Source organism: Cohnella sp. WQ 127256, from assembly GCF_024519285.1.
GTDB lineage: Bacteria > Bacillota > Bacilli > Paenibacillales > Paenibacillaceae > Cohnella.
Genome location: NZ_JAMZCY010000011.1, coordinates 193369 through 213397 on the forward strand (window position 1 = coordinate 193369; position 20029 = coordinate 213397).

The 20029-nt window shown below is 44.9% G+C and carries 19 protein-coding genes and 5 tRNA genes; 7 read left to right on the plus strand and 17 right to left on the minus strand.

Translation table 11 applies throughout. From position 1 onward, the window contains the following. Positions 1 to 10 precede the first annotated feature (10 nt). Positions 11 to 1807, minus strand: coding sequence for a cache domain-containing sensor histidine kinase (locus M1K58_RS26920; protein ID WP_256761991.1), 1797 nt, complete (start codon positions 1805 to 1807; stop codon positions 11 to 13). Positions 1808 to 2001: 194 nt separating this feature from the next. Between M1K58_RS26920 and M1K58_RS26925 the strand changes: the two genes are divergently transcribed. From M1K58_RS26925 to M1K58_RS26940, 4 genes are read left to right on the plus strand one after another with little or no spacing between them, the layout of a single operon-like run. Continuing rightward, positions 2002 to 3366 (plus strand): ABC transporter substrate-binding protein, encoded by a 1365-nt coding sequence (locus tag M1K58_RS26925; RefSeq protein ID WP_256761992.1) that lies wholly within the window; start codon positions 2002 to 2004, stop codon positions 3364 to 3366. Between the two features lie 26 nt (positions 3367 to 3392). Then, entirely contained in the window at positions 3393 to 4274 is an 882-nt protein-coding gene (locus M1K58_RS26930) for a carbohydrate ABC transporter permease (protein WP_256761993.1), read from the plus strand. Next, positions 4264 to 5109, plus strand: a complete 846-nt coding sequence (locus M1K58_RS26935; protein WP_256761994.1) for a carbohydrate ABC transporter permease — start codon at positions 4264 to 4266, stop codon at positions 5107 to 5109. The genes M1K58_RS26930 and M1K58_RS26935 overlap by 11 nt, the downstream gene beginning before the upstream one ends. A 6-nt stretch (positions 5110 to 5115) precedes the next feature. Continuing rightward, positions 5116 to 6831 carry a glycoside hydrolase family 66 protein gene (locus M1K58_RS26940; RefSeq protein WP_256761995.1) on the plus strand — a complete coding sequence of 572 codons (1716 nt, stop codon included), beginning with the start codon at positions 5116 to 5118 and terminating at the stop codon, positions 6829 to 6831. Between the two features lie 157 nt (positions 6832 to 6988). Here M1K58_RS26940 and M1K58_RS26945 read toward each other — a convergent pair whose 3' ends face one another. The 11 genes from M1K58_RS26945 to M1K58_RS26995 form a co-directional block, all read right to left on the minus strand. Then, positions 6989 to 7222, minus strand: coding sequence for a hypothetical protein (locus M1K58_RS26945; RefSeq protein WP_256761996.1), 234 nt, complete (start codon positions 7220 to 7222; stop codon positions 6989 to 6991). A gap of 217 nt (positions 7223 to 7439) precedes the next feature. Continuing rightward, positions 7440 to 7524: transfer RNA gene (locus M1K58_RS26950), tRNA-Leu, on the minus strand. Positions 7525 to 7575: 51 nt separating this feature from the next. Next, positions 7576 to 7651, minus strand: a tRNA-Lys gene (locus M1K58_RS26955). 3 nt (positions 7652 to 7654) lie between these two features. Further along, positions 7655 to 7729: transfer RNA gene (locus tag M1K58_RS26960), tRNA-Glu, on the minus strand. 257 nt (positions 7730 to 7986) lie between these two features. Then, a complete protein-coding gene (locus tag M1K58_RS26965) occupies positions 7987 to 8730 on the minus strand; it encodes a glutamine amidotransferase (protein WP_256762077.1) in 744 nt (247 codons plus the stop codon). Positions 8731 to 8753: 23 nt separating this feature from the next. Further along, positions 8754 to 9788 carry an ABC transporter permease gene (locus tag M1K58_RS26970; RefSeq protein ID WP_256761997.1) on the minus strand — a complete coding sequence of 345 codons (1035 nt, stop codon included), beginning with the start codon at positions 9786 to 9788 and terminating at the stop codon, positions 8754 to 8756. 15 nt (positions 9789 to 9803) lie between these two features. Beyond that, a complete protein-coding gene (locus M1K58_RS26975) occupies positions 9804 to 10817 on the minus strand; it encodes an ABC transporter permease (RefSeq protein ID WP_256761998.1) in 1014 nt (337 codons plus the stop codon). Between the two features lie 17 nt (positions 10818 to 10834). After that, positions 10835 to 12328: a sugar ABC transporter ATP-binding protein gene (locus M1K58_RS26980; protein WP_256761999.1), complete on the minus strand. Its 1494-nt coding sequence runs from the start codon at positions 12326 to 12328 to the stop codon at positions 10835 to 10837. A 114-nt stretch (positions 12329 to 12442) separates the two neighbouring features. Then, the gene (locus tag M1K58_RS26985) at positions 12443 to 13525 is read right to left on the minus strand and encodes an autoinducer 2 ABC transporter substrate-binding protein (RefSeq protein ID WP_256762000.1); all 1083 of its coding nucleotides are present in this window, start codon (positions 13523 to 13525) and stop codon (positions 12443 to 12445) included. Between the two features lie 92 nt (positions 13526 to 13617). Continuing rightward, on the minus strand, positions 13618 to 14589 hold the full coding sequence (locus M1K58_RS26990; RefSeq protein WP_256762001.1) for a sugar phosphate isomerase/epimerase family protein: 972 nt from the start codon (positions 14587 to 14589) through the stop codon (positions 13618 to 13620). Between the two features lie 29 nt (positions 14590 to 14618). Beyond that, positions 14619 to 15278 carry a class II aldolase/adducin family protein gene (locus M1K58_RS26995; protein ID WP_256762002.1) on the minus strand — a complete coding sequence of 220 codons (660 nt, stop codon included), beginning with the start codon at positions 15276 to 15278 and terminating at the stop codon, positions 14619 to 14621. 312 nt (positions 15279 to 15590) lie between these two features. On the opposite strand from M1K58_RS26995, the gene M1K58_RS27000 reads away from it, so the two are divergent. Next, positions 15591 to 16415, plus strand: coding sequence for a DeoR/GlpR family DNA-binding transcription regulator (locus tag M1K58_RS27000; RefSeq protein ID WP_256762003.1), 825 nt, complete (start codon positions 15591 to 15593; stop codon positions 16413 to 16415). Between the two features lie 14 nt (positions 16416 to 16429). On the opposite strand, the gene M1K58_RS27005 is transcribed toward M1K58_RS27000, so the two are convergent. The 4 genes from M1K58_RS27005 to M1K58_RS27020 all read right to left on the minus strand — a co-directional run bounded on the left by M1K58_RS27005 (position 16430) and on the right by M1K58_RS27020 (position 17261). Then, positions 16430 to 16675, minus strand: a complete 246-nt coding sequence (locus tag M1K58_RS27005) for a hypothetical protein (RefSeq protein ID WP_256762004.1) — start codon at positions 16673 to 16675, stop codon at positions 16430 to 16432. A gap of 21 nt (positions 16676 to 16696) precedes the next feature. Next, entirely contained in the window at positions 16697 to 16930 is a 234-nt protein-coding gene (locus M1K58_RS27010) for a hypothetical protein (RefSeq protein WP_256762005.1), read from the minus strand. 163 nt (positions 16931 to 17093) lie between these two features. Then, positions 17094 to 17184: transfer RNA gene (locus M1K58_RS27015), tRNA-Ser, on the minus strand. 1 nt (position 17185) lies between these two features. Further along, positions 17186 to 17261, minus strand: a tRNA-Asn gene (locus M1K58_RS27020). A 219-nt stretch (positions 17262 to 17480) separates the two neighbouring features. Here M1K58_RS27020 and M1K58_RS27025 point away from each other — a divergent pair. Together M1K58_RS27025 and M1K58_RS27030 are read left to right on the plus strand one after the other, a co-directional pair. After that, positions 17481 to 18008, plus strand: a complete 528-nt coding sequence (locus tag M1K58_RS27025; protein WP_256762006.1) for a TetR/AcrR family transcriptional regulator — start codon at positions 17481 to 17483, stop codon at positions 18006 to 18008. A 73-nt stretch (positions 18009 to 18081) separates the two neighbouring features. Continuing rightward, positions 18082 to 19506 (plus strand): MFS transporter, encoded by a 1425-nt coding sequence (locus M1K58_RS27030; RefSeq protein ID WP_256762007.1) that lies wholly within the window; start codon positions 18082 to 18084, stop codon positions 19504 to 19506. A 6-nt stretch (positions 19507 to 19512) separates the two neighbouring features. Here the strand turns inward: M1K58_RS27030 and M1K58_RS27035 are convergent, their stop codons facing one another. Next, positions 19513 to 20010 (minus strand): SprT family protein, encoded by a 498-nt coding sequence (locus M1K58_RS27035; RefSeq protein ID WP_256762008.1) that lies wholly within the window; start codon positions 20008 to 20010, stop codon positions 19513 to 19515. Between the last annotated feature and the right edge of the window lie 19 nt (positions 20011 to 20029).

A 20029-nucleotide genomic window follows, 5' to 3' on the forward strand; every position in this document is an offset into this window, starting at 1 on the left:
AATCAGTAGCTTATACAGGGCTGTCCACCTCCATTCTAGGGTAGGGTAATGACAAGGTAGCTGTCGTTCCTTGCTGCCACTGGCTTTCTATTCTAATTCCGTATCGCTCGCCGTATTTGACTTTAATTCGTTTGTTTACATTAACAAGACCAATACCGGTATGAGAAGGATTGGGGTTAACCGTTTCCTCCAGCTGATCAACTTTATTTTGAAGCTTCAGAAGTGTTTCGTGGTCCATCCCTAATCCATCATCATGAACTTCAATTTCCAGCAAGCCAGGCGATAATCGAGAAATAATCGTGATCGTTGTTTTTTCCTTCTTACGTTCACAGCCATGCAGTACAGCATTCTCCACAATAGGCTGCAGCAGCAGAGCAGGAACTAAGAGCTCGTTCAGAGAACAATCTATATTGATTCTATAAGACAACCGTCCTTCGTACCGACTACTCTGAATGCCGAGGTACGCATGAAGCAGTTCGATTTCTTTATGCAGAGGCATCTCTTTGTCCCATAGGGTCATGCTCCTCAGAATACTGCTTAATTGGTTAATATGCTCGATGGCCTTGTCCTGTTTGCCCGACTGCATGGACAAGCTTATCAAATTCAGTGTGTTAAAAATAAAATGAGGGCGAATTTGGTTGAATAGTGTATTGATCTGAGCCTCCTGCTGCAATAGCTTTGATTCATACACCTCTTTCACGAGAACGGTGTTCTGGCTCAGCATCTCACCAATCTTCCCAACTAAGCGGTTAAAGGCAGCCCCGAGATAGCCGATCTCGTCTTTGCGATTGCTCTGGAAGGTGACATCGAGACGACCCAACTCTACTTCCTTCATGAGCTTCACGATAGATAGTAGCGGCTTGAGAAAATGACGGATGAGCAGAATAAGGACTAGAATGGCGAATAAAGCGCTGCCGATGGCAAACAAGAAGGCAGTATTCCGTGTTTTGATCGCTTTCTGGTTCATCTCCGACACTGAGCTTAGAGCAATGATTGTCCATTTTACTTGAGGGATCGCTGTCGTATTCATCATATAGCCTTTTTGGATCAAGCTTGTGGTATCACTCTTGGATAAGATAGTCGCTTTGAATTCATCGTTAGAAGAATAGATGAAGTTGTGATTGTCATCGAGGATGAACAGACCTCCATCCTGACCCATCTCAGCCTTACCGATAATATCCACGATCCCGTTGTAATTAGCATCCGCTTTAATCACTCCAAGAATGTTCTGTGTATTGCTAATACTTCGAAACTGTTTAACGATAGAAAATACAGGGACGTTCCCCTTGTTAGAAGGCTGTAAGTGAGTCGGCACGAAAATATATTCTTGAGTGGACAATGCTTGCTTATACCAGTCATAGGACTCTACGTTGTCATCCGGAACAAGACTGGTAGGAAGACGTGCGCTAGAATAGATTTGATCTGTCATGATAGATACACGCAGAATGTCTTGCCGTGGGTAGATCATGATTTCGTCGAGAAAGTTCTCAATCAGCCTCCTTCTTTCCAATTGAGCCAATTCCGTTGCTGGAGCAGGCTCCTCAAGAGCGGACATGACCGCGTCATTCCGATAGGGAAAGAGAGTTAAACGATATAAATCATCTAAGTAGGTATCGATATTGAGAGAAACCTGTTCAATAATTTGCTGTACCTTATCAGAGGATTGCTTCTCGAAATCTCGTGTGTATTGGGTATAGGAGAGGTACGATTCCATAAAAACAGAGCCGAGCAGCAATAGTCCCGTCATCGTTAGGAGCTTACGCTTGATGCTCCATTCACGGTATCCCTTCAGTTGAATGCGGAACATCGTCGTTGGCCCCCTCTTTTTACTGTAGGTACTCTCTTTGTTCTTATTTAATATATAGGCTAGTTTGGGGTAACTGTAAATCACATTCGATAAATCCGCACTCTGATCGTTATTTTCAGGTGTTTCGGAATAGGTTCTTCAGCCTGTATGGTGAAGATGTAAACAAATACTACGCCTTTGGGGGAGGAAACAAAATGGTACTTAAGAGATGGTCCTTGTTGCTATGTTTATCATTAATGATCGGGGTATTAGCGGCTTGCGGGAGTAATAACGATTCAGAATCCTCATCGAATTCTTCGACATCGAATACATCTCCGAGTGCGTCACCTAGTGCAGCGGCTGAACCGTCTGCAAGTGCTAAGCAAGAAAAGGTAACTCTGAAATTTTTCACAGGCAAGGTAGAGACAGTAGAACTAATTAACGAGATGATCAAGGCATTCGAGTCGGAAAATCCGAATATTAAGGTCGAGCAAGAATATCAGAAGGATGCGAGCAATGTCATTAAGGTGAAGTTCGCTTCGGGTGATGTGCCGGACATTACAACCGTCTATGCTCAAGACTATGTGGATCAAGGCAAATATTTAGACTTGTCCGGGGAAGCTTTCTGGTCCCGAGTGCTGCCGGCCATTAAGGAATTGAATACAGACATCAAAACCGGGAAGCAGTTCAGAGCAGCTACGAATGTAACGATGGCAGGAATTTTTTACAACAAGAAAATTTTTGACGAGCTAGGTTTGAAGGAAGCGCATACCTGGGAGGAATTCAAGAGTAATCTGCAGGTAATTAAGGACAAGAAACCTGATATTACACCTATGTTTCTGGCAGGCAAGGAATCATGGACACTTGGTCATCTCATCGAGTTCATGGCCCATGGTGTGATCAAGCAGAAATACGGAGTTACCGATGCACGTAAGGCTTTCATCAACAATGAAGCGGATAAGCTGCAATTTGATGTTCCTGGTGAAGGTATTGAAGCTTTCGCAGCACGATTGCTAGAGCTAAAAAATGGAAAATTAATCAATAAAGATGTGCTAACGGCTACGTATGACAACCAGAAGGAAGCATTCGCGAACGGTCAAACGGCGATCATTAGCCAAGGCATGTGGGTATTGGGTGACCTGCTCAAGCTGAATCCGGCTATTGCTGGCGATATCGGCTTCTCACCTTTCCCTGCAATCGTAGAAGGTACCAAACCGGTTGCACTTTCGGCGGAAGACTCCGTCTATGCGATTACTTCTGAATCTAAGCATCCGGAAGAAGCGAAGAAGTTTCTAGCGTTCCTATTCAAGCCGGAAAACTTGAAATCGTACAGCGAATTTTTGAAATCTCCACCCGCATTTACGGATGTAACTGCAGATTGGGGTCCATTGAAAGATCAGGCCGCAGCAGCACTTCAGTCTGGCGTTAACATCGCGTTTACGGATACGCCGTCTGGCTTCTCTGGCGACGATTCAGGTCGGATGGTACAGGAGCTGTTGGCGGGCAAATATACTTCAACGGAGTTTGCAACGGAATACAAAGCGGCCTGGGATAAAGCTTGGAATGCAACGAATAAGTAGTCTGAAGTATGTAGGAGAGAGAAACCATGCGCATATTCAATAAGCTTGGCGCGAATTTGCACCTGTTCATGGCTGTTCCCGCAATTCTGCTGTTTGGTGTCTTCTTCCTCTATCCACTTACACAGGGAATCGGGATCAGCTTGACGGATTCCAATGGCGTTACAACGCCCAATTTCATTGGTCTGCAAAACTTTATCGATTTTTTCCAAGATGATCGGGCACGTAACGATGTGATGATTACGGTATATTTCGCTCTGGGAAGTGCACCTCTATTAAACCTATTCGGCTTGCTATATGCGCTCTTTCTCGATCGCAAGCTGGCAGGCAGAGGGATCATCCGTGCGATTGTCTATTTGCCGGCCGTTATTAGCCCGCTCATTATGGGATATATTTGGTACTTCATCCTGCAGCCTGGGCGCGGCTATCTACCTCATGTGTTAACAAAGCTTGGATTTGGCAACCTTGATGTGAATTGGTTAGGTGAAAGCTCATCTGCGTTGGTTGTGCTCATACTCGTTAATGTTTGGCAATATGTAGGGATGACGATGATCGTATACTTGGCTGGTCTTCAATCCATTCCGCCTGATTTGTACGAAGCTGCCACAATCGATGGAGCGGGTAAGCGCTCCTCGTTGTGGTACATCACGCTCCCCTTATTGTATCCATCCATCAAAATCAATGTCGTTACGAATATTATTGGCTCGCTATCCGTGTTCGAGATCATCGTCGCTTTGACCGATGGTGGTCCCGGATACAGCACGGAATCGCTCAGCATCTATATTTTAAGGATGCTCTATGGCAGCTTTACCGGTTATTCAACTGCCGTCGCGCTTATCCTATTTTTGATTATTATTATTCCCGTGTTCGTCTTCCTCAGATTAACGAGAAAGTCCGAATATGAGCTATGAAAAGGAGAACGCCATGCGAGGAATATCGGTAGTCCTAAAAGCCGTCATTGCGACCTTCATGGTCCTCATCTCTATTATTCCGTTCTACGTCCTTATCTATTTGTCGATGAACACACCATCTAGCAACGTATTCGGAGGATTACTGCTTGTTCCTGATTTTCATCTCGGTAATTTCCCTGAAGCATGGAAAGTATCCAAATTAGGTCGTGCAATGATCAACTCGTTAATTATTACAGCGGGTGCAATCCTTATTGTCGTTCTTGTATCGAGCTCTGCTGGATATTCTATTGCCCGGTTCCGACATAAGGGCAATGTCACTATCTTCAATATTTTGCTAGTCTGCCTGATGATTCCGGCTATCATTATTACTGTACCCCTCTATACGTTGATGAAAGACATCAACGGAATGAATACCCATTGGGCGATGATTCTATTGACGGCAGCTAATTCACTTCCTCTTTCGGTTTTCCTGTATTCGAGCTTTATCCGGGCTCTACCGAAGGAGGTAGAAGAATCTGCTGTCATAGACGGTTGTACGTACTTCACGGCATTCTGGCGTGTAACCTTTCATTTCATCCGACCGGTTACGTCGGCCGTCATTATTCTGGCGGGCCTTGGCATATGGAACAATTACGGGCAAGCGGTATTCTTCCTGCAAGGTCAAGACATGAGAACGGTACCGCTTGCCGTGTCGATGTTCTTCCAAACCTATGGCGCCCAATGGAACCTCATGGCAGCTGCGGCTCTGATCGGCTTAGCCCCTGCGGTCGTTGCGTTCCTGCTCTTCCAAAGATACTTTATTAAAGGCATCACGGCTGGTGCACTGAAAGGATGAATAGGCTTGAATGATACGACATGCCAAATCAAAGACATCTATCCATTGAAAGCCCAATATCGCAGCGGCGAAATGGTGAAGATTGCTTTTGAATTACAGAATGATTCTGAATATGATCAAAGAATACAGATTTGCTGTACGATCCGGGAGCTGGCTACAGAAGTAGACAGGCAAGAGCTTACCGTCGAGCTCGGCTCGATGAGCTCACAAACACTGCAGTTAACAGTAGGACCGTTCAATACACCGTTTAAAGGTTACGGTGTTGATGCCGAGCTCCTCTTAGATCAACAATCTATTCATTGCCTCTCTTCTTCCTTCGATGTCGTATCTGATTGGCGGAAAGCGACACGGTATGGCTTTCTGAGCGATTACGATGCTAGTGAAGCTGGCGATCATGAAGACGTGAAATGGATGGCTAAGCTGCATCTGAATATGGTGCAGTTCTATGATTGGATGTACCGACATGATGAGCTGGTCAGTGACGATGAGGAGTACATCGATCTCATGGGACGAGCTGTAAGCAGGACGGTTGTGGAGGAGAAGATTGCCTACTGTCATGAGTATGGCATGAAGGCGATTGCCTATGGTGCGATTTATGCTGCCAGCAAAGCTTTCGCGGATCAGCATCCGGATTGGAGACTGTATACGAGCGCAGATGAGCCATTTGATTTTATCGGTATATTCAACATCATGAACACTTCGCCGGATAGTCCTTGGAGTCTTCATATTATCAACGAATACAAACAAGCCGTTGAGAAGCTGGATTTCGACGGCATTCATATGGATACGTATGGGTTTCCGAAAACCGGTTGGTCAAGCGTAAATGGCGCTTCCCGGCTCGAGCGACTCGAAGAGCATTTTCCCTTGCTGATCAACGCAACAAGATCAGAGCTATCACAGGTTAAAGAGGATGTTTGTCTGATTTTCAACAATGTGGGCAACTGGCCCGTTGATACCGTTGCTCGAGCGAGCCAGGATGCTATTTACGTGGAAGTATGGAAGCCTTATGAGCGTTATTCCCATTTACGGGAAATCATCAGTTGGTCGAAGCATCTAAGTGGAGGGAAAAATGTTATTCTGGCGGCTTATCTTAAGCCCTTTCGTGAAGCTGGCGCACTAGGTGTTGAAGGGGCGCAGCATGCATTCCGCTTATTGAACGCGGTTGTTACTGCCCATGGGGCTTATCATTTGCTGCATGGTGAGAATGGCGGGGTATTAACGCAAGGATATTATGTTGATCATTCCACAATCAGCACTGCATTCAGACGGACTGTAAGAGATTATTGCGACTTCGGTGTACGTTATGGACATATTACAATAGATCGGAAGCTTAGAGATGTATCCATGACCCATACTGCTGGTGATAATCTCGAATATGAATTTCATAGCTTTGAAACGAGCACATATGGGGAAGCTGGCAAGGTATGGACGATCATTCAGGAGCATCCCCAACGTAAGCTGATTCATTTCGTGAATCTGACCGGGGTGAAGGATGACTATTGGAATGAGGGAAAGGAGCTTCCTGAGCCTGTAGAGGGGCGACTAGTGACAATTGCAGTCGATCAGCAGATTTCCTCCATCCTATTGGCAAGTCCTGACGTGGATGGTGGTCGGCCGAAGGAACTGAATTATCGGATGGATACTACTGTTCGTGGCCGTACGGCACTGGTGCAATTGCCGATCCTCCAGTTCTGGGATTTACTGATCATCCAATTCGAATAGATTATCCTTCAAGTATCACTCGCCTCCCTCCTGGGAGGCTTTTCTGTATGGACCAGGGCAACCGCTTACGAAATATTGCTACTAAGCGAAATAGAGAACAGAAACCCAGGCTTAGAGGGGAAATAATGCGATGAGATTGCTGTATATGAGCGAAACGCTAACTCGGAGCTTCCACCATTTTTGGATCTGGAGCACGAAGAATAAATTGCTTGGCTAATGCCGTCCACTCAAAGGTATTCATGTCCCCATTGGCCCTATAGGGAATAATTAATGAGGCCGCTGTCGCATACCTTTTTTGGGGTTCATCATCACACCATTTAAGTATAATCTCTTCCTCAATTTCTGCCATTGGATCTTTTGTGTCTGAAAGGTTATAGAACACCCAATACATGTCCTTATGAATTTCCTGTTTGTGAGGCGTCCCCTTCTTCGGCGTACCTGGTCCGAATGCGCCGATCGAGTTCTGAAGCTCCTCACTCTTTTGATTTACTCACTTTTACTCACTAATTGAGGATTGTTAGCTTTATTACACACTTTACTTACCACGTCAATTAAAACAAAATAAAAAAGAATCCCTACAAAGTAGGGATTCTTGTGATTTTGAGGTATGGTGCGGTCGGAGGGATTTGAACCCTCACACCCGATGGGCACTACCCCCTCAAGATAGCGTGTCTGCCGTTCCACCACGACCGCACATTGAGAAAACGTCGTCCGATTGGCTTACGCCATACGGTGTAAATAAAATGGTGAGCCATGAAGGACTCGAACCTTCGACACCCTGATTAAAAGTCAGGTGCTCTACCAACTGAGCTAATGGCTCGAATGGTGACCCCTAGGGGATTCGAACCCCTGTTACCTCCGTGAAAGGGAGGTGTCTTAACCGCTTGACCAAGGGGCCATTCTCGGTCTGCGATAACCGTGATTTACGATTCCCGTTTCAGACGACAAATATGATTATATCTGAATAGAACAATGAGCGCAAGCATTTTTTAGACGTTTTTTCAGTTTTTTTGAGTAGCCGTATTCTTCACTGTAACCATTTGTATATTGCCCAAATATTGAAAAGTGATGATGCAGAAATAATCCGCTGAACCATCACTTTTCTTGCTAAAGGAAGCATCCTCCAAACGAGGAGTTAGATCTGTACCTAATCAATTACTTCGTACAAATATGCCGGATCAAGTTCACCCACAATTGCTGGTAACCTTCCCATCCCGTAAACTCAAGAGACCCCCAATGTGGAGAGCAATCACTGGCGAACGCGGCTGTCTTCCCTTCCTTATAATTGCCAACAACGAGGAAAGGATCGGAATCAATTTTAACAATTTCTTCTGCACCCGCTTTGACTTGAAACCGATTGTACCCGAGAAATCTAGGCCATTCCGTACCCAAACCTGCAACGATCGGATGCTGATTGATCACGCTTGTCGGACTAACCCCTTGAGGAACTTCAATCCGATCGTCGTAATCCAGAAGCTCAACGGGTAGTATGTCTCCGATTGGCGTCATCTTATACCTTGCCTTCGCATCGATTCCCGTAAAGGATAAGTACCCTCCGATCATGAGGAAGCCGCCACCTTCTGCTACGAACTGCTTGATCAACTCAAGTGGGTTGGGGACGATATTCATCTGGTAAAATGTTTCGTTCTGAAGCAGGAAGGTGTTGCTTCCGATATCGCTTAACACAATCGCATCGTAGACTTTGAGATCCTCAAGCCTCTTAGGAAAACGAATTTGCACCTCATGTGAGGGCATATAATCGACCTCAACGCCACCGCTTCGCAAGCATTCAAGTAAATAAGTGGCGCCTTCCTCATACTTCGTAGACGTGAAGCTATCATAACCCTTTGTATGGATCATATGCACGACCCACGATTCGCCAACAAATAAGATTTTCATCACATTCACCTTAACCAGCTCCACTATTGCGCCAGTTTCCTTTGCTCTCTTTTATTAATGTAATAGTTGAATACCAATACAAGGACAAGCACACCGCCCCAAATAATATCCCGATAGAAATTGCTTATGTTTTCGAACATGTTTAATCCTGAGGATAAGATTTGTAAAATAATAATCGCAACGGTTACACCTTGGATGTTCCCGAAGCCGCCCTTCGGATTAATGCCTCCGAGCACCGCGATCAGGACGCATTGTAACGTATAATCAGAACCGTAATCTGGGTTTACGGAGTTCGCACGCGCCATCATAATCAAGCCTGCAACAGCAGATAATCCACCAGAAATCATATACGTACGCATTGTAATCCAAGTATTGTTAAGCCCGGAGAATAGAGACGCTTTCTCATTCGTACCGAACAAATACAGCTGCATACCTGATTTTGTTTTGGCAAGGAAAATCCCAATGATAATAGCAACAACAATAAAGATAACTAGAGGTACAGGAATATATCCGAAGAGCTCTTTGTTCCCTGTTTGGGAATAGAGCATAGGCAATCCACTAATAGAACGACCCTTCGTAAAAACAATCGCGATCCCGGAAAATAGTTGATACGTACCAAGCGTTGCCAGTATGGCTGGTATGCCTATCTTTGAAATCAAGAAGCCGTTAACTGCACCAGCAATTACACCTGTTATGATCGCAATAACAATCGCTACAATGATCATTTCAATGGTGAAGAATTGGGCAGAGCCCGCCGGAACCGTTGCGATTAGAAACTTGGCTGCGACAATCGCCGACAAGTTAGCTGTTGCTACAACCGAGAGATCAATTCCTCCCGTAATCATCGTTATGCTGATGGCAATGGCCAGTATCCCAAACTCAGGAAACTGCTTAGCCATGGAGATGAAATTACCGCTTTGCAAAAATAGATCTGGCTTTAGGATGGACATGAGAACAAACACGAAAGCCAAGATAGCAACAAGTCTAAAGAGATTAGTATCCTTGCGAATAAAATCATTTAATTTATACGAATTCGCTGATTTAGCCATATTGGACATTGCTTACTCACTTCCTTACGCTTCTTTTTGTAAATTAGCCAAACGTTTTTTAGACCTTAACAACCGATATGCGGAAGCGCCAGTACCAATAATGATGATTGCTCCTGTAAACACCCTCTGCCAATAGGTAGGGATTCCAAGTAGAATCAAGCTATTTGACATGATAGTGATAAGAGCAACCCCTAGCATCGTACCCGTCAAGGTACCTGTTCCACCAGTCACCCGAGCTCCTCCGAGTACGACGGCTGCAATGGCCATCATCTCCATCCCAAGCATGTTAGTCGGATTCGCATTAAGCATCATGGATGCGCGAGCAATACCTGTAATACCAGCTAGCAAGCCAACGAAGCAATACACGAAGAAGTGAATAGCAAACACATTAAATCCAGAACGTTCTGCGGATACTTCATCTCCGCCGACCGCATATATCCCGCGTCCAAGCATCGTATATTTCAGAATAATAAAAGCTACAATTAAAAGAACAATCAACAGGATGATCGTAACCGGCATATCCGAGCTAATCCCTAATTGGGAGTTCGTCGCGGAGAATAGCTTTTCTTTTCCATGATCCAACATAGGCTTAGGGACAGGGACCTCATGCGCTGAGAACACGCCTAGCATGATGCCAGTGAAGATACTCGATGTACCCAACGTTACAATAAGCGTCGGGAATTTGAACTTCGCAATCAACACCGCATTCAACGCTCCAAGAAACAATCCAATGCCTGCACCTACCGCGTAGATGACCCACACACTTCCTTGGAAATCAGCCTTCAGGAATTCATTGGTGACGACATACATAGAGAGAGATGCAATAGCCGGAGCGGATACATCAATTCCACCTGATACAAGAACCATATGAGCACCAATTGCAAACATCGCCGGGATGATAAACGAACGCACCATATCAACCAAGTTATTACCCGTCATAAACTGACCGCTTCGTAATTCAATAATTGCTACTAGCAATATAATCGTTACTAGGATATAGAACTCTGTTTTCTTCGTTATTTTCCTCAGATTCCCCACACGATACAACTCCTAGCCTAGTTAATATTAGTCGCAATTTCTGCTAGCTGTTTTTCATTCGTTTCATTAGAATTCAACTGACGTGCGATACTTCCGTTCCTCATAACAAGCACACGATTACAGTTCGTAAGCACCTCAGGTAAATCATCGGATATGATAATGACCGCTAAGCCCTCATTCGCCAATTCACGTATTCTGGCATAAATATCGAATTTGGCCCCAATATCTACCCCAACTGTTGGACCGTTAAGGATAAGAACTTTAAGGTCCGTTGCTAGCCATCTCGCCAGAATAACCTTCTGCTGGTTACCCCCTGACAGCGTTTGCACAGGACGCGTCGCGTTATTCGTCCGAATCGACAAATCGCTGATCCACTTATCAACCTCGGACTCTATTTTCTTCTTTTTAAGGAAGCCAAGCTTAGAAACTACCTTATCCAGCTTAGAAACAACAATATTGTAATTAATCGATTGTGGAAGGAAGAGTCCCTCCGTCAGCCGATCGGCAGGAACGTAGCCAATTCCTTGTTTAATCGCATCCTTCACCTTATGGATTCGGACGGCTTCGCCATCAATCTTGATTTCACCTGAGTCTGCCGCATAGATTCCAAATAGTGAAAGTACGAGCTCCGTTCGCCCTGAACCCAGTAGTCCGGTAATCCCAAGAATTTCACCCTTTTTAAGATCAAAGGATACATTCTTGAACCCATTCTCCAGTGACAGATTTTTCACCTCAAGTACAGGCTTATCACTCATTTTTTTCGGTGTATAGTACTCATGCTTAAATTCTCTTCCCGTCATATAGAAGGCAAATTTCGCATCATCTAGATCACTTGTATCCCCAGCAATGACTCGTTCCCCGCTACGCATAATCGTGTAGCTCTCAGATATTTCAAACACCTCATCCAATTTGTGCGATACGAATAGAATGGCGATGCCTTCTTTTTGCAAGTTTTTGATGACTTCGAACAGCGATTTAACTTCCTTCTTCGTCAATGCAGTCGTAGGCTCATCCATAATGATAAGCTTCGCATCGTACAACAAAGCACGGCTTATCGCGATAAGCTGTTTATCAGCAACAGACAAATTTTCTACAATCTCGTCCAAGTCCACTTTGAAGTTGATTTTGGATACTGCCTCTTCGGCTATTTTCCTAAATCTCTTGTAGTTGACGAGCTTACGTTTGTTCATCAGTTCCATATTCAGCGCAAGATTCTCCATTACGGTTAGGTTAGGAAAGATGGAGAAATCCTGATAGATAACCTGCACGCCTTGGCGTATCGCTTCCGCTGGAGTAATGTCCACGAGCGGGGATCCGTTAAATTCAACGGTGCCCTCGTCTGCTTTGTAGAAACCGGAAATGATTTTGATCAGCGTTGATTTCCCGCAGCCATTCTCACCCGCAAGGCAATGGATTTCTCCTTTTTTGATTTCAAGGCTTACGCCTTTAAGCGCCTTTACTCCGCCAAACGACTTCTTGATGTTCTCAACTCTAAGGATATATTCCGACATCGTTGATTTTCCTTTCGCTATATGATCGGTCAAGAACCGTTTTCATTCAGATCTCATGGTTAGAACATAGATAAGGGAGACAGCGTCTCCCTTATCCCCCTTACCTACTGCAAATTAGAAGCCAAAGCTGTTTACGTTTTCTTTGTTAATAACAACCCATCCAGAACCGATCAATACTTTCTTAGAACCTTCAGCAAACTGCAAGTCCTCGTAACCTTTAAGACCAAGATTCACGCCATTGCTAATTTCTTCACCACGAAGAATTTTAGCTGCTAGCGTCAGCATTGCATAACCAGCATCCTTTGGATCCCAAAGTGTTCCAGCTGCTAATGAACCGCTTTCAAGATAAAGCTTAGATTCGTTCGGCATTGCTGTACCCGCTGTGAATTTCTTACCTTTAAGGCCTAGCTCTTCAATCGCTTTCGCGATACCAGGAGCATCTTTAGAAGAAGTTCCTACGATCCCTTTCAAATCAGGGTATTTCTTGAAAAGTTCTTTCGCTCTTTCATAAGAACGCTCTTGATTATCTTCGGATTCAACGCGTGGCTCTGCATCAAGCAACGTCATTTTCGGATATTTTTCTTTTTGTCTAGCAATTGCACCATCTGCCCACTCGTTATGGGAAGCATTCGTTACACTAGCAACCATTGTTGTATAAACGCCTTCTTCACCCATCGCTGCAGCAAGATTGTCCATGATGAATGCGCCGAAGCCTGCGTTATTGAATGCTTCGATATCATACATCGTGTTCTCTTGTGTAGAAGCTTCATGAGTAACAACTACGATGCCTTTTTTCATTGCTTCTGCAAGAACAGGCTCTAGAGCAGCCGGGTCTACAGGAACAACTGCAAGGGCATCAACGCCTTGAGCGATAAGATCTTGGATAACTTGTGCTTGCGCAGCAGCATCCGTTTTTGCAGGGCCTTTTTGGAATGCATTAATGCCAGTATCTTTTGCATATGCTTTTACGCCTTCTTCCATACGAACGAACCATGCATTCGTGCTGTCTTTAGGAACAAGAGCGATTTTCCAATCTTTCTCTGCCTTCTTGGATTTCCCAGGTAGCGCATCGCCTGCAGCAGCTGATGATGCCGGAGCTTTCGATGGATCAGCGCTATTGTTCTTGTTATTGCCACCGCATGCTGCCAAAGAAAAAACCATAATTGCTGCGATCAAACCTGTTAATACCTTTTTCATTCTTGTACCCTCCTAGGTTGTCTCTGTTTTCTTTATGTCAAAGTCTTTCGACGATGAGCCAACAATTGCAATTGCGTATTAATAGTAGCTGCCTAAGATAGAAGAAGCTTGCGCAGGAAGGCTGTTGCTTGAACCGCACTACCACTCTTAAGTAATGCTTCTACTTCTTCAACGTTCAAGCGATCAGTTAATTGCACGAAGCTTTCCATTGCATTAACGCCTTCTCTAACCGCTTCCAATCCATCCTCGCGATATGGATATTGATCGATCGAGAGCCAGCCGTTGTAGTTCGTACGCTTCAGCCAGTAGAAAAACTCCAAGGTTTCAATGGTGTGAACGCTTCCAACAATCATATCGTCATCCCAATGACGATAGTTGTCGTTCATATGGACATGGAATAGTTTATCTCCATATCTCTTCAGAAGCGCTACCACCTCAGCTGGATTCTCATAAGCGTTTAGTGCATGTCCGAAATCAATTGTAGCTCCACAGTTATCGGCTCCAATCTCTTGAATAAGCAAGAGAGTTACAGCTGCTGTACTAATATAACTGTGCGTTCTCGGTTCTTTAATTTTATATTCCAAGCCTACCTTGATGTCTTTGCGGTAATTACATACCTCTTTAAGCCCTTCTGCTATCCAATCACGCTCCAGAGTGTAATCCCCTTGGAACAAATAATCGTAGCCGTCCTGGCCTGGCCACAAGCTAATCAGGTCTCCTCCAAGCTCAGCCGCTACATCCATCATTTCTTTCGCATGCGCGATAGCTTGGCGACGAATTTCTGGATCACGTGAAGAGAAGCTACCATACTTCCATTTCATCTGACCGAAGTGATCCGGAATAATAGATGCCAATTGCAGTTGATGTTCATCTAGTAGCTTCTTCAGCTCTTTCACATTGTTATCAACGTGAGCACCGCCGATTAACTCGATCCCGGATACTTGCGGGATGCTGGAAGCCCTTTCAAAAAGCTGTTCAACCGAGAAAGGATGACCGTATCCTGTCGGAACGTAGCGATCCGCAACTGATCCTACATTTGATAAAATAACCGAATATTTTGCCATTGTGCTATCCCTCTTTCATTTATCAAAAATTATAATGTAGGCTGACGTCCTTTAATGCCATACACGCTTCTTCTATTGACCAATACATCGACTTTGTCCTGCGGTAATTCATCGACGTTACCTAGCATCATGGCGTGAAAAAGAATTTTGGCCTGGAGCTCAAGCGAGTCCATCTTATAATAAGCCGTCATCAAATCCTCACCCACTGATACAGCACCATGATTCTTTAATAGAAAGCAATCGTGATCTTCAATAATCCCGGCGAATGAATCCGACAATTCCTGCGTACCTGGAGTCCCATATGGCGCTATCGGTACCTTACCAAGCTCCAAAATAGCTTCAGGCAATATAGATTTGTCTAATGGAATACCGGCAACTGCAAAGGAAGTAGAGATTGGTGGATGCGCATGCACAACAGCATGAACATCTGGTCTCGCATTATAGATGGATAAATGCATCTGATATTCCGAGGTTGGCTTATACTCACCTTCAATTACGTTTCCATTGAAATCAATGATCGTGAGCATTTCAGGCCTTAAAGATCCTTTGCTCATGCGAGTTGGAGTCATAAGAACACGATCTTCACCAATCCTCACACTGATATTCCCATCATTTGCAGCAATCCACTCTTTGTCGTACATGCGTTTGCCGATTTCGATTATCGTTTCTTTATATGTTTGCAGTTCCATGATTCACCCTCACTCGATTTTCGTTTATTTTCGTTTTTTATCTTTTTAAGCGCTTCCAATTTTCTTTTTTCATCATAAACCTTATCTTATTGTTAGTCAATCGAAAATAAAGCAAAAAAACAAAACTTCAAAAAACAGTGGAATTGTTGTATATTTAGTGGGAAGATCGCTTTTCTTCATTATCTCTATTTACATTTTTTCGTTTTTGGACCACTAAGGATTATTTCTTTATCCAGATTTACAAATGATGTATATTTATAACAACATTAACAACTTCATATCGTTGTTAAGTAAAACGAGAGTAGGGTTACCATGCTACATTCATTTGAACGTTTGTTTAGCATTCAGAAGACGATTGATGAACAGGGCGTAGTTCGTGTCTCTGAATTGAGCAATCGGTTCAAAGTGACCGAAGCGACCATTAGAAGCGATTTAGCCAAGCTTGAAATCGATGGTAAAATTATTCGTAGACACGGCGGCGCCGCCAGTTTAACATTTAGCAACCATGAACCACCTGCTATAGTCACTTACACTGACAACAACCAATCTCGGAGCGAAGAACAGCTTACCCCTTATCCTCATCGTATTAACATGTACAAGAAGGAAAAGATGCAAATTGCCAAAGAAGCACTAGCGATGCTCCAGCCTCATGATCGAATTATTCTTGATGCAAGCAGTACATCTTTTTATTTGGCGAAAATCATTCCTATGGACTTACCGATTACCGTTCTAACGAATTCCGTCAATGTCATCATTGAGCTAAATAAAAAAGAAAAAACAGAAGTCATTTCTACTGGTGGCATCTTGTCTAAAAACTCCATGTCGTTTATCGGGCCTGTCTCGGAAGGAACATTGGGGATGTACAATGTCAATAAAGCGTTTCTCTCTTGCAAAGGGCTCCATTTCAAATCCGGAATTACAGAATCCAGTGAGCTTCAGGTTCTTGTTAAGAGAAAGATGATGGAAGTGTCCGAACAAGTCATTTTCCTCGCGGATCATAGCAAGTTCGGTTTGAAGGATTTCGCCTACCTAGCTACATTCAATCAAGTCGATACCATTATCACGGATAGCGAAGTGGAACCACAGCATCGAGAAGCGATGGACAAAGCCGGAATTCATTATCTTATCGCCGAATAAAAATAGGCTGTCACTCATGGTCCATACGGACCTGAGTGACAGCCTATTTTTGAGTTCAAGCCTATACGGCTGACTCTCAACTCAGCTTCCCTCTCTCCGTCAAGGACATTTTTGGCCTTCGCACCAGCCCAACTCAACTGCTCGATCCACGAAGGCACTTTTTTGGCCTTCGCACCAGACCAACTCAACTGCTCGATCCACGAAGGCACTTTTTTGGCCTTCGCACCAGACCAACTCAACTGTTCGATCCGCCAAGGCACTTTTTTGGCCTTCGCACCAGCCTAACTCAACTGCTCGATCTGCCAAGGCACTTTTTTGGCCTTCGCACCAGACCAACTCAACTGCTCGATCCGCCAAGGCACTTTTTTGGCCTTCGCACCAGACCAACTCAACTGTTCGATCCGCCAAGGCACTTTTTTGGCCTTCGCACCAGCCCAACTCAACTGCTCGATCCACGAAGGCACTTTTTTGGCCTTCGCACCAGCCCAACTCAACTGCTCGATCCACGAAGGCACTTTTTTGGCCTACAGGAGCAGTTGGCGCTTTGGTCGGCGATGTAGGATAGCTGAGGGCATCTATGTAATAACATAAATTTATGCTTTCTGTATTAATCAAAAAGAGCCCGAAGGCACAAGGCCGATCGGACTCTTCTATATAGTCGTTGTAATTGAAGTTACATGGCGGGGAGAGAGGGATTCGAACCCTCGCACGCATTACACGTCTACTCCCTTAGCAGAGGAGCCCCTTATAGCCACTTGGGTATCTCCCCATGGCTCCCCGAACAGGACTCGAACCTGTGACAACTCGATTAACAGTCGAGTGCTCTACCAACTGAGCTATCAGGGAAAGTTTCAATTTCAAAAGCGACAAGTAATAATTTATCACGATTCGAAAACTAAGTCAAGCATTTCGCCAAATGTTTTTTAACTCTTTTTTCAGAGCCATTTTTCAATCTCCAACAACATGAAATATATGTAAATAACCATTGACAGCCCTTTCCTTTAAATGTTATTTATTAATCAATAAATAATTTACAAATCCTGATAAAAAGGAGCCGATGCCCCCATGAGCCCCAAGGAGGAAATCGTAGCAAGTCGTAAACAACAGATCATGAATAGTGCAGCAATCTTGTTCGCCTCTCAGGGCTATTACAAAACAACGACCGCGCTCGTCGCAGAAGCCGTTGGAGTAACTCAGCCTTATGTGTTTCATTTCTTTAAAACTAAAGAACAATTGTACCTCGCTGTTTTGGATCACGCCTTCCAACGAATGCAGGATGCCTTTGCTCGCGTTGAAGCACCTCCAGAGCAATTAAGCGAGAAGCTGGGCGAAGCATTTAACGATCTGCTGGCAACCCACAAGAACGAGATATTGTTGCTCATGCAGAGCTTTACAACACCAGAGCCTGGGGTACGCGAGTTCACTAAGGAGCGATTTTCACTGATCCACGACAGAATCAAGGAACGCTTCGAGAAAGCCGGAGTACCTAATGCAAGCCATGAAGCTAGCATGTTTATTTCCTGCGGACTTATCATTACGCTCTCGGAAGTATTGGAAATGCCGAAATTGTCACCGTGGTGCGGCCTCGATTGATCGAGGTTTTCCTCTGAGCTTCATTTATTTATCAATAAATAAAACATGTCCAACTTAAAAGGAGAGATCAACCATGTTTACCCCCGCTCGCGTTCGTTTGCTGTTTGTCACCTGTATCGCCTTGTTCATGGCAATGCTTGATAACTTAGTGCTTGGAGTTGCACTCCCTTCCATTCAAACAGATTTGGGCGCTACGCTATCCGATTTAGAATGGTTCATGAATTCCTACACTCTAGCCTTCGCCGTGCTCTTGATTCCGTTTAGTGTTCTTGGAGACTCGATAGGAAGGAAGAAGGTTTTCCTTGCTGGCGTGGTCATCTTCACAATCGGGTCTCTATTCTCAGGTCTCAGCGACAGCTCGATCGGATTAATCCTCTCCAGGGCCCTGCAAGGCGTTGGGGGAGCCGCAATCGTGCCTCTTAGCCTTACACTAGTGAATTCCGCATTTCCTCCTGAGAAGAGAGCTGCAGCCATCGGACTATGGTCTGGAATATCAGGTCTAGGCCTTAGCGTCGGACCTTTAGTCGGAGGGCTAATCATGGAAGGCGCACCTTGGCAGATGATTTTCTACGTGAATGTACCTGTTGGGATCATTGCATTTGTTCTGGGGTTAAAATGGCTCGAAGAATCGCGCGGAATTCGTAAACCACTGGATCCGCTCGGCGTACTGTTACTAACTGCGGGACTGTTCGGGATTATCTTCGGCTTGGAGCGAGGAAATTCGGAGGGATGGGGCTCTACGATTGTCATAGCCTCACTTGCAGTTGGTGGCTTACTACTTCTCCTATTCTACTTCTGGGAAAAAACAAGAAAAAATCCGTTCGTTCGCTTCGACTTGTTCCGCCGCAAGGCGTATACCTTTTACGTCTTTGCAGGCTTCTGGATGAACGCTGGCGTGTTCGGGGCTATATTCCTACTTACGTTGTTTCTACAGCAAGCACAGGGGAATTCACCGCTTGGTGCAGGAGTAAAAGAAATGGCTTGGACGACGATGACTATGATTGCGGCCCCATTAGCTGGATTAGCCATTAGTCGATTGGGGAACCGAAATGTGTTGCTTAGCGGTCTTTTCATTCAAGCTGTCGCACTCACATGGTTTGCTTTGCTCATCCAAGCCAAAGGCTTCGACTTCCCGTTCATCTATTTGTTAGCCCCAATGATGCTTGCCGGTACTGGAATGGGATTAAGCTTCACGCCCCTTTCTCACGGTCTCATTTCCTCCGTGCCAGAAGATGCGGCAGGCGAGGCTATTGGTATCGGTAACGCTACGCGAGAGCTAGGAGGCGTATTCGGCATCGCGATTAGCGGCTTGATTTTCCAGTCTGGGTCGGCCATCACTTCACCGCATGATTTCTCCGTCCATGTCGTGCCTAGCTTAGCAGTTGGTGCTGTCATGATGGCTGTCGCATTCCTAGGAATTGCGATTTTCGTAAGAAAAATAAACAAAGCCGATCCCTCGCATCCCACAGCACCTTTAACCGCTAAGCCCATGATATAAATCGTATCAGCTTTGAGAAGATTCCATACCCTCGCCGGCATTCTCAGGCTTAGCATGAAACAGCTTGAGCTTGCCTTTACAGCGTCCGCAAGCATACTTACGAGGGTCTGTACGACGCTTGCGAGGGTATTTCATCCCACAAGACTGGCATATGAGCAAATATTTAACCGGCAGCCTCCTAGCCACTCCTGGTAGCGGCCTGCAATGTCGAGTGGCACCCACTGCGACAAGTAACTGCTTAAAGTCAGCATCGCGATGCTGGAATCCTTTGCGCTGTAAATGTAAATGATAGTGGCATAGCTCATGCTTAATAATAGCTTCCGTCTCTTCAGGGCCATTAACAGCCAATTGATGCGGACTGATCTCGATATTATGGCTTTTCATAAAATAACGCCCGCCGGTCGTTCGCAGCCGTGAATTAAACGATGCTTGATGCAGGAAAGGGCGACCAAAGAAGGTCAATGATACGCGTTCAATCCATTGCTGCAGCTCCTGATCTTCCATAACCTATCCTCCCCGAGCC

Coding starts and splice junctions, on each gene's coding strand:
- M1K58_RS26920 (WP_256761991.1), bottom strand. CDS start 1,807: ATGTTCCGCATTCAACTGAAGGGATACCGTGAATGGAGCATCAAGCGT.
- M1K58_RS26925 (WP_256761992.1), top strand. CDS start 2,002: ATGGTACTTAAGAGATGGTCCTTGTTGCTATGTTTATCATTAATGATC.
- M1K58_RS26930 (WP_256761993.1), top strand. CDS start 3,393: ATGCGCATATTCAATAAGCTTGGCGCGAATTTGCACCTGTTCATGGCT.
- M1K58_RS26935 (WP_256761994.1), top strand. CDS start 4,264: ATGAGCTATGAAAAGGAGAACGCCATGCGAGGAATATCGGTAGTCCTA.
- M1K58_RS26945 (WP_256761996.1), bottom strand. CDS start 7,222: ATGTATTGGGTGTTCTATAACCTTTCAGACACAAAAGATCCAATGGCA.
- M1K58_RS26965 (WP_256762077.1), bottom strand. CDS start 8,730: ATGAAAATCTTATTTGTTGGCGAATCGTGGGTCGTGCATATGATCCAT.
- M1K58_RS26970 (WP_256761997.1), bottom strand. CDS start 9,788: ATGTCCAATATGGCTAAATCAGCGAATTCGTATAAATTAAATGATTTT.
- M1K58_RS26980 (WP_256761999.1), bottom strand. CDS start 12,328: ATGTCGGAATATATCCTTAGAGTTGAGAACATCAAGAAGTCGTTTGGC.
- M1K58_RS26985 (WP_256762000.1), bottom strand. CDS start 13,525: ATGAAAAAGGTATTAACAGGTTTGATCGCAGCAATTATGGTTTTTTCT.
- M1K58_RS26990 (WP_256762001.1), bottom strand. CDS start 14,589: ATGGCAAAATATTCGGTTATTTTATCAAATGTAGGATCAGTTGCGGAT.
- M1K58_RS26995 (WP_256762002.1), bottom strand. CDS start 15,278: ATGGAACTGCAAACATATAAAGAAACGATAATCGAAATCGGCAAACGC.
- M1K58_RS27000 (WP_256762003.1), top strand. CDS start 15,591: ATGCTACATTCATTTGAACGTTTGTTTAGCATTCAGAAGACGATTGAT.
- M1K58_RS27025 (WP_256762006.1), top strand. CDS start 17,481: ATGAGCCCCAAGGAGGAAATCGTAGCAAGTCGTAAACAACAGATCATG.
- M1K58_RS27030 (WP_256762007.1), top strand. CDS start 18,082: ATGTTTACCCCCGCTCGCGTTCGTTTGCTGTTTGTCACCTGTATCGCC.
- M1K58_RS27035 (WP_256762008.1), bottom strand. CDS start 20,010: ATGGAAGATCAGGAGCTGCAGCAATGGATTGAACGCGTATCATTGACC.